The 12,257-nt window shown below is 71.7% G+C and carries 11 protein-coding genes; 9 read left to right on the plus strand and 2 right to left on the minus strand.

Features of this window, described 5'->3' with window-relative positions; all coding sequences use genetic code 11:
• Positions 1-172 precede the first annotated feature (172 nt).
• Entirely contained in the window at positions 173-664 is a 492-nt protein-coding gene (locus ACZ63I_RS34240) for a hypothetical protein (protein WP_469343394.1), read from the minus strand.
• A 230-nt stretch (positions 665-894) separates the two neighbouring features.
• Between ACZ63I_RS34240 and fmt the strand changes: the two genes are divergently transcribed.
• From fmt to ACZ63I_RS34285, 9 genes are all read left to right on the plus strand, one after another.
• Positions 895-1,839: a methionyl-tRNA formyltransferase gene (gene fmt / locus ACZ63I_RS34245; RefSeq protein WP_469343396.1), complete on the plus strand. Its 945-nt coding sequence runs from the start codon at positions 895-897 to the stop codon at positions 1,837-1,839.
• 31 nt (positions 1,840-1,870) lie between these two features.
• Entirely contained in the window at positions 1,871-3,304 is a 1,434-nt protein-coding gene (locus ACZ63I_RS34250) for an RsmB/NOP family class I SAM-dependent RNA methyltransferase (RefSeq protein WP_469343397.1), read from the plus strand.
• An 82-nt stretch (positions 3,305-3,386) separates the two neighbouring features.
• A complete protein-coding gene (gene rpe, locus ACZ63I_RS34255) occupies positions 3,387-4,070 on the plus strand; it encodes a ribulose-phosphate 3-epimerase (RefSeq protein ID WP_469343398.1) in 684 nt (227 codons plus the stop codon).
• Positions 4,071-4,192: 122 nt separating this feature from the next.
• Positions 4,193-5,209 carry a sugar-binding transcriptional regulator gene (locus ACZ63I_RS34260; protein WP_041991695.1) on the plus strand — a complete coding sequence of 339 codons (1,017 nt, stop codon included), beginning with the start codon at positions 4,193-4,195 and terminating at the stop codon, positions 5,207-5,209.
• 170 nt (positions 5,210-5,379) lie between these two features.
• The gene (locus ACZ63I_RS34265; RefSeq protein WP_469343399.1) at positions 5,380-6,846 is read left to right on the plus strand and encodes a GuaB1 family IMP dehydrogenase-related protein; all 1,467 of its coding nucleotides are present in this window, start codon (positions 5,380-5,382) and stop codon (positions 6,844-6,846) included.
• A gap of 99 nt (positions 6,847-6,945) precedes the next feature.
• On the plus strand, positions 6,946-7,785 hold the full coding sequence (locus ACZ63I_RS34270) for an RNA polymerase sigma factor SigF (RefSeq protein ID WP_469343400.1): 840 nt from the start codon (positions 6,946-6,948) through the stop codon (positions 7,783-7,785).
• Between the two features lie 75 nt (positions 7,786-7,860).
• Complete coding sequence (locus tag ACZ63I_RS34275; RefSeq protein ID WP_469343401.1) at positions 7,861-8,310, plus strand: Lrp/AsnC family transcriptional regulator; 450 nt, start codon at positions 7,861-7,863, stop codon at positions 8,308-8,310.
• Positions 8,311-8,474: 164 nt separating this feature from the next.
• The gene (locus ACZ63I_RS34280) at positions 8,475-9,272 is read left to right on the plus strand and encodes a carbon-nitrogen hydrolase family protein (RefSeq protein WP_469343402.1); all 798 of its coding nucleotides are present in this window, start codon (positions 8,475-8,477) and stop codon (positions 9,270-9,272) included.
• A 76-nt stretch (positions 9,273-9,348) separates the two neighbouring features.
• On the plus strand, positions 9,349-11,070 hold the full coding sequence (locus ACZ63I_RS34285; RefSeq protein ID WP_469343403.1) for a flavin monoamine oxidase family protein: 1,722 nt from the start codon (positions 9,349-9,351) through the stop codon (positions 11,068-11,070).
• Positions 11,071-11,235: 165 nt separating this feature from the next.
• On the opposite strand, the gene ACZ63I_RS34290 is transcribed toward ACZ63I_RS34285, so the two are convergent.
• Entirely contained in the window at positions 11,236-12,168 is a 933-nt protein-coding gene (locus ACZ63I_RS34290; protein WP_469343404.1) for an LLM class F420-dependent oxidoreductase, read from the minus strand.
• Between the last annotated feature and the right edge of the window lie 89 nt (positions 12,169-12,257).

The following is a 12,257-nucleotide window of genomic DNA, read 5'->3' on the forward strand; positions in this document are numbered from 1 at the left end:
GGTGGTGTCCGGAGCGTAAAGCGTGATTTGCGGCGCATCTCGGCGCTCACTGCACGTCAGAGGCGCACGCGCCGTAAATCGTGCAGCGCAGGACACCATCCCGGAACGACCCCCGGCGACAACCGCAACCAAGACCCGTACCGACCACCGGTCGGACACTGAAGGACGGTGGCTAACCTCCCCGGGGGCCCGGGAACGCGTTCGGGCGGGGGTCCTCGCGTACCGACGGGGGCGTCGGTTGGCGGGCCGCCGGTACCGAGGGTGTCGGCGCGGCGTCGGGCGCCGCGTCCGCGCCCGGCTGGGGCGGGGGGACCGGTGCGCGGCGGGCGCCGTAGCGGCGGTGCACCGCCTGCTTCGTGACGCCGAGCGCCGAGCCCACCGCGTCCCACGAGAAGCCCAGCGAGCGGTCGAAGTCCACCGCGGCCGTCACCAGCGTCTCGACGCTGTCCCGCAGCTCCTGCGCCAGACGTACCGTCGGCGCCGGGGCTCTGCCGTAGACGACGAAACCGGCGGACGGGCCCGAGCGCCGCGGGCGGTAGACGTTGCCCAGTTGGGCGGTGAGGGTACGCAGCGCGTCCACCTGACGGCGGACCCGCTCGATGTCCCGCACCAGCAGGTGCAGACTCGCACGGGCTTGTGCGTCGTGGGTTGCGTGGTCGGCCATGAACAAGCCTCTCGAACCGGCGTTGAAAAGGATCCGGGCCGCACCGGTGCGGCCCGTGTGGGGGTCAATCTCCCTTGACAACGCTTTACCTGGCCCTGGGGTCACGCTACGGGGGCGTATCCATGGGTGCGCGGGGCGCGCAGAGTGACGTACGCCCCCTGTGGTGCGCGCCCATAGACTGGTGCGCCGCATGATCCGATCCGCCCCGCCCGAGAGGCAGTCAGCCACCGATGAAGCTCGTCTTCGCCGGCACCCCCGAGGTCGCCGTACCCGCCCTGGACGCACTCATCGCCTCCGACCGGCATGAGGTCGCCGCCGTCGTGACGCGACCCGACGCGCCGTCGGGGCGCGGGCGCAGGCTGGTGGCCAGCCCGGTCGCCCAGCGGGCGGAGGAGGCGGGGATCGAGATCCTGCGGCCGGCGAAGCCCCGGGACGAGGACTTCCTGGCGCGGCTGCGGGAGATCGGGCCCGACTGCTGCCCGGTCGTCGCGTACGGCGCGCTGCTGCCCCGGGTCGCCCTCGACGTGCCCGCGCGCGGCTGGGTGAATCTGCACTTCTCGCTGCTGCCGGCCTGGCGGGGCGCAGCGCCCGTGCAGCACTCGCTGATGGCGGGGGACGAGATCACGGGTGCTTCGACGTTCCTGATCGAGGAGGGGATGGACTCGGGGCCGGTGTTCGGCGTGCTCACCGAGCATGTGCGGCCGACCGACACGAGTGGCGACCTGTTGACGCGGCTCGCGTTCGCCGGGGCCGGGCTGCTCGCAGCGACGATGGACGGGATCGAGGACGGCAGCCTGGTGCCCGTACCGCAGCCGGCCGAGGGTGTCTCGCTGGCGCCGAAGATCACGGTCGAGGACGCGCAGGTGAACTGGGCGCAGCCGGCCCTGCGGGTCGACCGGGTGGTCAGGGGCTGTACCCCGGCGCCGGGGGCCTGGACCGTGTTCCGGGGGGAGCGGCTCAAGCTGATCCAGGTGGCGCCGCGGCCCGAGCACACGGAGGTGGCGCCGGGGGCGCTCGCCGTCGGCAAGAACAACGTGTACGTGGGGACGGGGTCGCACGCGGTGGAGCTGCTGTGGGTGCAGCCGCAGGGCAAGAAGCCGATGCGGGCGGCGGACTGGGCGCGCGGGGTGCGGATCACGCCCGGGGAACGGCTCGGCGGGAGCGACGTAGGCTAGGGCTCTTCTCTTCATCACACGCGGAGCACCTTTGAACGAGCAGGCAGGTCGCCGTCCCCCCAAGCCGCACCGCCGTCCCAAGAAGGATCCGGTCCGGATCCTCGCCTTCGAGGCGTTGCGGGCGGTGGACGAGCGCGACGCGTACGCCAATCTCGTACTGCCGCCGCTGCTCAAGAAGGCGCGGGAGAATCCCGCGTTCGAGGCGCGTGACGCGGCGCTGGCCACGGAGCTGGTGTACGGGACGCTGCGCAGGCAGGGGACGTACGACGCGATCATCGCGGCCTGTGTCGACCGGCCGCTGCACCGGGTGGACCCGCCGGTGCTGGACGTGCTCGCGCTGGGCGCGCACCAACTGCTGGGGACCCGGATCCCGACGCACGCGGCGGTCTCGGCGACCGTGGAGCTGGCGAGGGTGGTGCTCGGGGACGGGCGGGCCAAGTTCGTCAACGCCGTGCTGCGGAAGATCTCGCAGCACGATCTGGACGCCTGGCTCGACCAGGTCGCCCCGCCGTACGACGAGGACGCCGAGCAGCATCTGGCCGTCGTCCACTCGCACCCGCGCTGGGTGGTCTCCGCGCTGTGGGACGCGCTGGGCGGTGGCCGCGCCGGTATCGAGGATCTGCTCGAAGCCGACAACGAACGCCCCGAGGTGACGCTGGTCGCCCGGCCGGGCCGGTCCACCACGGACGAGCTGATGGAGGTCCTGGGCGAGGACTCCGGGCTGCCGGGGCGCTGGTCGCCGTATGCGGTACGGATGGCGGAGGGCGGCGAACCGGGAGCCCTGGACGTCGTACGGGACGGCCGGGCGGGCGTCCAGGACGAGGGCAGCCAGCTCGTGGCGACGGCTGTCGCCAACGCGCCGATCGAGGGCTCCGACGCCCGCTGGCTGGACGGCTGCGCCGGGCCGGGCGGCAAGGCGGCGCTGATGGCGGCGCTGGCGGCGCAGCGCGGCGCCACCCTGCTGGCGGCCGAGAAGCAGCCGCACCGGGCGAGGCTCGTCGAGCGCGCGCTGGCCGGCAACCCCGGCCCGTACCAGGTGATCACGGCGGACGGCACCCGCCCGCCGTGGGTGGCGGGCTCCTTCGACCGGGTGCTGGTCGATGTGCCGTGCTCCGGTCTCGGCGCGCTGCGCCGCAGGCCGGAGGCGCGCTGGCGGCGCCGCGCCTCGGACCTGGAGGGCTTCGCCCCGCTCCAGCGCGGCCTGCTCCGCGAGGCGCTGAACGCGGTACGCGTCGGCGGCGTCGTCGGCTACGCGACCTGCTCCCCGCACCTCGCCGAGACCCGTGTCGTCGTGGACGACGTACTGAAGGCGCTCGGCGGCTCGTCGCTCGAAGCGGAACTGATCGACGCCCGCGACCTGCTCCCCGGCGTCCCGGCCCTGGGCAACGGACCCGACGTCCAGCTCTGGCCGCACCTGCACGGCACGGACGCGATGTACCTGGCCCTGCTGCGCCGCACCGCCTGACACGGGTGCTGCCGGGCGATTGGTCCGTATCGATGGGCGGACCGTGTCCTGTGACCCCCCTGGAGCATGGCAGGCTTGGGCCATGGCTCAGATCAACCCCAGCATCCTGTCCGCCGACTTCTCCCGGCTCGCCGACGAGGCGAAGGCCGTCGAGGGTGCCGACTGGCTCCATGTCGATGTCATGGACAACCACTTCGTGCCCAATCTGACGCTGGGGGTGCCGGTGGTCGAGGCGCTCGGGCGGGCCACGGACACGCCGCTGGACTGCCATCTGATGATCGAGGACCCGGACCGGTGGGCCCCCCAGTACGTGGAGGCGGGGGCCGGGTCCGTGACGTTCCATGTGGAGGCCGCCGCCGCGCCCGTGCGGCTGGCCAGGGAGATCCGGGCCAAGGGGGCGAAGGCGTCGATGGGGCTGAAGCCCGCGACGCCGATCGAGCCGTACGAGGACCTGCTGCCCGAGCTGGACATGCTGCTGATCATGACCGTGGAGCCGGGCTTCGGCGGCCAGGCGTTCCTCGACATCATGCTGCCCAAGATCCGGCGTACCCGGCAGCTCATCGCCAAGCACGGTCTTGAGCTGTGGCTCCAGGTCGACGGCGGGGTCTCGGCCGACACCATCGAGCAGTGCGCCGAGGCCGGCGCGGACGTGTTCGTCGCCGGGTCCGCCGTGTACGGGACCGACGATCCGGCGGCCGCCGTGCGGATGCTGCGGCACCAGGCGGACGAGACCACGGCGAGCGCGCCGTGGGCCTGCCGTCACTGAGTCGGCCGGCGGGCCACGGGGACATGAACGGAGCCCATCAGGGCTGATCAAGGACCGCTGCATCTGACAGGATGAACAGGGAGTCCGGAGTGCGCAGAAGTGAGGAGATCGCGGTGTCTGGTATGTCGGCAGGACGGCCAGCCCTGCGGATGGGACCCGCGGAGTTGGTACAGGCTGCGGCCATGGCCCGCCGGTTCTATCTGGAGGGCAAGTCCAAGATCCAGATCGCCGAGGAGTTCGGCGTCAGCCGCTTCAAGGTGGCCCGGGTGCTGGAGACGGCGCTGGAGCGCGATCTCGTACGGATCGAGATCCGCGTCCCCTCCGAGCTGGACGCCGAGCGCTCCGACGCCCTGCGCGCCCGCTACGGACTGCGGCACGCCGTCGTCGTCGAGTCGCCCGCCGAGGGCGCCGACGAGTCGCCCGACCCGGAGAACCTGGGCGAGGTCGCCGCCGATCTGCTCGGTGAGCTGGTCACCGAGGGCGATGTGCTCGGGCTCGCCTGGGGCCGCTCCACCATCCATATGGCCGCCGCGCTCGACCGGCTGCCGCCCTGCACCGTCGTCCAGCTCACCGGCGTGTACGACGCCGGCACGGCCGAGCGCGGCTCGGTCGAGGCCGTACGGCGCGCCGCGCAGGTGTCCGGCGGCGAGGCCCACCCCATCTACGCCCCGATGCTGCTGCCCGACCCGGCGACCGCGGCCGCGCTGCGCAGCCAGCCCGGTATCGCGCGCGCCTTCGAGTACTTCGACAAGGTGACGGTGGCCGCCGTCTCCATCGGGTCCTGGGAGGCGGGCATCTCCACCGTCCACGACATGCTCACCGACGAGGACCGCACCCACTACGCGTCGCTCGGTGTCGCGGCCGAGATGTCGGCGCACCTCTTCGACGCCGAGGGCCGCCGGGTCGGCCGGGACCTCGGCGAGCGGTGCATCACGGTCGAGGCCGACCGGCTGCGCCGGATCCCGGAGGTCGTGGCCATCGCAGGCGGGCTGCGCAAGGCCGAGGCGATCGGCGCCGTACTGCGCTCAGGACTGGTCACCAGCCTCGTCACGGACACGGCGGCGGCGGACTTCCTGCTGACGGAGTTCACCCCGGCCCCGCGCCCCGCCCTGGAGCGCTCGGACCCGGACGGCGACTGACGAGGCCAGGGCCTGCGGGGATGCCGTGCCGTAGACTCCCTGAGTAAGGCAGGTTCCACCGCCTGACACAGCAAGGCCCCACCTCGTTGGAGGAACACACGAATGTGGGGCCGTTTTGTTGTGTCCTCGCGGAAGTGACCTGCTCCGTTTCGCGTGAAAATGTGAGACTTATGCGCTTCCTTGAGCCCGGCACCGGACGGTCCGTCGAGTCGTCACCGGTTCCCTACGACCTGACCTACGACGATGTCTTCATGGTGCCGAGCCGCTCGGCCGTCGGCTCCCGGCAGGGGGTGGACCTCTCGTCCCCCGACGGCACCGGTACGACCATTCCGCTGGTCGTGGCCAACATGACCGCCATCGCGGGCCGCCGGATGGCGGAGACCGTCGCCCGGCGGGGCGGGCTCGTCGTCATCCCCCAGGACATCCCGATCGAGGTCGTCACCGACGTCATCTCCTGGGTGAAGAAGCGCCATCTCGTGCTGGACACGGCGATCACCCTCGCCCCCGCGCAGACCGTCGGCGACGCGCTGTCCCTGCTGCCGAAGCGGGCGCACGGCGCGGGCGTCGTGGTGGACGGCGTGGGCCGGCCCGTCGGTATCGTCACCGACCACGACCTGACCGGCGTCGACCGCTTCACCCAGCTCTCCGAGGTCATGTCGAAGGACCTGGTCCTGATCGCCGCCGACATGGATCCGCGCGAGGCGTTCAACACGCTCGACTCCGCCAACCGCAAGCTCGCGCCCGCCGTGGACGCCGACGGGCGGCTGGTCGGCATCCTCACCCGCAAGGGCGCCCTGCGGGCGACGCTCTACACCCCCGCGACGGACGCGGAAGGCACGCTGCGGATCGCGGCGGCCGTCGGCATCAACGGCGATGTGGCGGGCAAGGCGGCCCAGCTCCTGGACGCCGGGGTCGACACGCTCGTGGTCGACACGGCCCACGGCCACCAGGAGTCGATGCTCTCCGCGATCAAGTCGGTCCGCGCGCTCGACCCGAAGGTGCCCCTCGTGGCGGGCAACGTCGTCGCCGCCGACGGCGTACGGGACCTGATCGAGGCCGGTGCCGACATCGTCAAGGTCGGGGTGGGACCCGGCGCGATGTGTACCACCCGCATGATGACCGGCGTCGGCCGGCCGCAGTTCTCCGCCGTCAGGGAGTGCGCGGCCGAGGCGAAGAAGTACGGCAAGCACGTCTGGGCCGACGGCGGGGTGCGCCACCCGCGCGATGTCGCCATGGCGCTGGCGGCCGGCGCGTCGAACGTGATGATCGGCTCCTGGTTCGCCGGGACGTACGAGTCGCCCGGCGACCTCCAGCAGTCCGCCGACGGGCGGTACTACAAGGAGTCGTTCGGTATGGCCTCCGCCCGCGCCGTGCGCAACCGCACCAGCGAGGAGTCGGCCTACGACCGTGCGCGCAAGGCGCTGTTCGAGGAGGGCATCTCGACGTCCCGGATGTTCCTCGACCCCGCGCGGCCCGGCGTCGAGGACCTGATCGACTCGATCATCGCCGGGGTGCGCTCGTCCTGCACGTACGCCGGTGCGAACTCCCTGGCGGAGTTCGCCGAGAAGGCCGTCGTGGGCGTGCAGAGCGCTGCCGGCTACGCGGAGGGAAAGCCTTTGCACGACAGTTGGGCGTAGTCTCGGCAGTGGTGCCGAACAATTTCGAATTGGCAGGCATGAGTGCGAGAGACCGGGGTAAACGGGCTCTGCACAGTCCACGATCAGGGGAGGACCACAGTGTCCACGGCAGTGTCCACGGCGAGCGCGGCCCAGTTGGAGCTTCCTCATGTTCCGTGCCCGAGCGAAGTGGCACCCAAGGACGCCCGGGAGATCTCCCGGCTCTTCTTCTCCCGGCTCGCCGAGCTGGAAGAGGGCACGGCGGACCACCAGTACGTCCGCAACACCCTGATCGAGCTGAATCTGGCGCTCGTCCGGTACGCGGCGACGCGGTTCCGCAACCGGTCGGACCAGATGGAGGACATCGTCCAGGTCGGCACGATCGGCCTGATCAAGGCGATCGACCGGTTCGAACTCACCCGCGAGGTGGAGTTCGCGACCTTCGCCGTGCCGTACATCATCGGCGAGATCAAGCGGTTCTTCCGCGACACGAGCTGGGCGGTGCATGTGCCGCGCCGGCTCCAGGAGCTGCGGATCGATCTGGCCAAGGCCAGTGACGAGCTGTCCCAGCGTCTTGACCGCACGCCGACCACCGCCGAGCTGGCCGAGCATCTCGGCATCGAGGTGGACGAGGTCATAGAGGGCGTCGTCGCCAGCAACGGCTACACGGCCGGCTCGATCGACATGCCCTCCGACGACAGCTCCGAGTCCGCGGCCCCGCTCTCCGACCGGCTGGGCGCGCTCGACGCCGACCTGGAGACCGCGGAGAACGTGCAGGCGCTCAAGCCCCTCATCGAGTGCCTGGACCCCCGGGAGCGGCAGATCCTGCGGATGCGCTTCGGCGACGAGATGACGCAGGCGGAGATCGGCGCCGAACTCGGCGTCTCGCAGATGCATGTGTCCCGGCTGCTGACCCGGATCACCCGGCAGCTCAGGGCCGGACTGCTCGCCGTCGAGTAGACCTCGCCGTACAGCAGATTTTTCGCGCTGACCGGCCGGGCGGCCCGTGCCGTCGGGCCGTGTTCTACTTCAGCCGTGCGCCTCAACGATCTCGACGAACGCATCGTCCACGCCCTTGCCGAGGACGCCCGCCGCTCCTTCAGCGACATCGGCTCCCTCGTCGGCCTCTCGGCGCCCGCCGTGAAGCGCCGCGTCGACCGGCTGCGCGCCGAAGGGGCGATCACCGGCTTCACCGTCCGGGTCGACCCGGCGGCCATGGGCTGGCAGACCGAGGGATTCATCGAGATCTACTGCGGTCGCAACACCTCGCCCGAAGCGATCCAGCGGGGCCTGGAGCGCTACCCGGAGATCGTGGCGGCCTCCACCGTCACCGGTGACGCGGACGCCCTCGTCCAGGTGCTCGCCGCCGACATGCGCCATTTCGAGCAGGTGCTGGAACGTATCGCCGGCGAGCCGTTCGTGGAGCGCACGAAGTCGGTGCTGGTGCTGTCGCCCCTGCTCAGACGGGCTGTGGTGCCGTCCTGACGGGGCCGGTTCACCGGGCGCGCAACGAATCGCCGTCCAGCGGCCCGCAGGCGCAACAAAACGCACACCAGGACGCAACGGACGCGTCTTGCCGCGCCCGTCGCCCGGACCGTAGCGTCTAACCGTCACCCCCACCCCTTACGCACCACCTTCCGAGGTCCGTCATGCCGTCGCTGCGCACCGCCCTGCTCCAGAGCTCCGGCCACCCCGGTTCCGTCGAGGGCAATCTGATGGTGCTGGACGAGGCGGCCGGGCGCGCGGCGGACGCCGGTGCGCGGCTGCTGGTCTGCCCGGAGATGTTCCTGACCGGGTACGCGATCGGCGCCGACGTGGCCAGGCTCGCCGAGCCCGCCGAAGGACCCGGGGCGCAGGCCGTGGCCCGGATCGCCGCCCGGCACGGACTCGCCGTCCTGTACGGCTATCCGGAGCGCGACGGTGAGCGGATCTACAACGCCGCCCAGCTCGTCGGCCCCGACGGCGCGCGCGGCGCGCGGTACCGCAAGACGCATCTCTTCGGCGACTTCGAGCGCGCCTGGTTCACCCCGGGGGAGCAGCCGGTCGTCCTGGCCGAGCTGGACGGCATCCGGCTCGGCGTCATGATCTGCTACGACGTCGAGTTCCCTGAGAACGTCCGGGCGCACGCCCTGGCCGGCACCGATCTGCTGCTGGTCCCCACCGCGCAGATGCGGCCCTTCGAGTTCGTCGCCGAATCCCTCGTACCGGTCAGGGCGTTCGAGAACCAGCTCTACATCGCCTATGTGAACAGGACCGGCTGGGAGGGCGAGTTCGACTTCGTCGGGCTGAGCTGCCTCGCAGGACCCGACGGCGCCGCTGTCGTACGCGCCGGGCGCGACACGGAACTGGTCGTCGGCGATGTCGACCCCGTACCGCTCGCCGCCTCGCGCGCGGCCAACCCCTATCTGCGGGACCGCCGTCCCGGGCTCTACGGCTCACTCGTCTGAACCCCGCTGCCGGCTACGGCCCCGGCCCGGCGTACCGCACCGCAATCCCGCTCGTTCGCAAGGAGTCCCCGCCGCCATGACCACGGTGCCGCCCCCTGCCGTCCCGCACACCCCAGAACCGGAGTCCGGCGCCCTGCCGCCGGTCACCATGTCGGGCCCCGACTTCCCTTACGCGTACGACGACTTCCTGGCGCATCCGGCCGGGCTCGGCCAGATACCGGCGGCCGAGCACGGCGCCGAGGTCGCCGTCATCGGCGGCGGTCTCTCCGGGATCGTCACCGCGTACGAGCTGATGAAGATGGGGCTCAAGCCGGTCGTGTACGAGGCCGACCGGATCGGCGGGCGGCTGCGTACCGTCGGCTTCGACGGCTGCGCCCCCGAACTGACCGCCGAACTGGGCGCGATGCGCTTCCCGCCCTCGTCCACGGCGCTCCAGCACTACATCGACCTGGTGGGACTTGAGACCAGACCGTTCCCCAACCCGCTGGCCCCCGGCACCCCTTCGACCGTCGTGGACCTCAAGGGCGAGTCGCACTACGCCCGGACCATCGACGAACTGCCCGAGGTCTACCGGGAGGTGATGACCGCCTGGAACACCTGCCTGGAGGAGGGCGCCGACTTCTCCGACATGAACAGCGCGCTGCGCGAGCGGGACATCCCGCGGATCAGGGAGATCTGGGCGCGGCTGGTCGAGAAGCTCGACAACCAGACCTTCTACGGATTCCTCTGCGCGTCACCGGCGTTCGCCTCGTTCCGCAAGCGCGAGATCTTCGGCCAGGTCGGCTTCGGCACCGGCGGCTGGGACACCGACTTCCCCAACTCCATCCTGGAGATCCTGCGGGTCGTCTACACCGAGGCCGACGACCACCACCGCTCCATCGTCGGCGGCAGCCAGCAACTCCCGGTCCGGCTGTGGGAACGCGCACCCGGCAAGATCACCCACTGGCCCGCGGGCACCTCGCTGGCCTCGCTGCACGGCGGCGCACCGCTGCCCGCCGTGACCCGGCTGCACCGTACGGCGGGGGGCCGCGTCACGGTCACCGACGCCTCGGGCCGGATCCGCACCTTCCGCGCCGCCGTCTTCACCGCGCAGTCCTGGCTGCTGCTGTCGAAGATCGCCTGCGACGACGCGCTGTTCCCGATCGACCACTGGACGGCGATGGAGCGCACCCACTACATGGAGTCGTCCAAGCTGTTCGTGCCGGTCGACCGGCCGTTCTGGCTCGACCCCGCCGTCGACGGCGCCGGGCGGCCCACCGGGCGCGACGTGATGTCGATGACGCTCACCGACCGGATGACCAGGGGTACGTATCTGCTGGACGACGGGCCCGACAAGCCGGCGGTGATCTGCCTGTCGTACACCTGGTGCGACGACAGCCTCAAGTGGCTGCCCCTGTCGGCGCAGGAGCGGATGGAGGTCATGCTCAGCTCGCTGCGGGAGATCTACCCGGGCGTGGACATCCGGCGGCACATCATCGGCAGCCCCGTGACGGTGTCGTGGGAGAACGAGCCGTACTTCATGGGTGCGTTCAAGGCCAACCTGCCGGGCCACTACCGCTACCAGCGGCGGCTGTTCACCCACTTCATGCAGGACCGGCTGCCCGCGGACAAGCGGGGGATCTTCCTCGCGGGCGACGACATCTCGTGGACGGCGGGCTGGGCGGAGGGCGCCGTGCAGACCGCGCTCAACGCGGTGTGGGGCGTGATGCACCACTTCGGCGGCGCCACGGACCCGACGAACCCGGGGCCCGGCGATCTGTACGACGACCTCGCGCCCGTCGAACTCCCCGAGGACTGAGGGCTGCCGGGGACCGGCGGCCGGGTGCGGGGGGTCCGCCCCCCGCCCCCCGCCCGCCCCCGGGGTCCGTTGGGGCCACCCCCCACCCCCGGCGGCGCCGCGGCCCCCGGCCGGCGCGGGCCCGCCCCCCCCCCCCCCCCCCGACCGGCCGCCTGTTCCGGTTGCTCAGACCCCGGCCGCGCGGACGCCCGCGTAGACCTTGGCGGCCACCTCCATCAGCTCCTGCGCGTCGCGCATCGTGGTCGAGAGGTCGAGCAGCAGCTCCGTGACCCCGTCGACCTGGGCGTGTGCCACGACGTCCTCGACGATCTGGGCCGCGCTCCCCTGGAACGGCTGGCGCCCCGCGCCCTCGAACGGCTTGGCGCTGTATACGGAGTTGGCCCGGACGCAGACCTCCAGCGGCCGGTCGCGCCCGCGTTCGGCCGCGACGTCCCGCACCGTGCGCAGTTCCGCCGCCAGCTTGTCGGCGCCCAGACCCACCGGCATCCAGCCGTCGGCGCGGTCCACGAGCCGCCGGACTGCGGGGCCGGCGCCCGCCGCCAGGAAGACCGGAATCGGCCGGGCCGGCTTCGGGCCCACCTCGGCGGGCGCGATGGTGGTGAACTCGCCCTGGTACGCGACCGGGTCGGGCCCCCAGACGGCGGCGAACACGTCGAGCAGCTCGTCCAGGGCCGCACCGCGCTTCTCGAACGGCGCCACGGAGGCCGCCGCGTACTCGTCCAGCGACCAGCCGGTGCCGATACCGGCGACGGCGCGGCCACCGCTCGCCGCGTCCAGCGTGGCGAACGTACGGGCGAGTTGGAACGGCACATGCAGCGGCGCCACCAGCACGCTGGTGCCCAGCCGGACCCGCTCGGTGACGGCGGCGGCCAGCGCGAGCGTCACCATCGGGTCGGCGACGCTCCGGTACTGGTCGGGCCAGGCCAAGCCGGGTACGCCGTACAGGCCTTGGGTCGCGGGCGTCGGGAAGAGGATGCGCTCGAAGACCCACAGGCTTTCGTAGCCGGTCTCCTCGGCGGCTCGCGCGACGGTGGTCACATCATGGGCCAGGTCGTACTGATGCATCTGCGGCAGTCCGAGACCGAGTGTGAGCGGCATACGGGCACTCCTTCGTGCGGGTGACGAGGAGAACCACCGTAGGCTCAAAGGTTGTTGAGCGCTCAACCGACCGGCTGTATCAGGACACC

Source organism: Streptomyces sp. NPDC087906 (genome assembly GCF_055584925.1).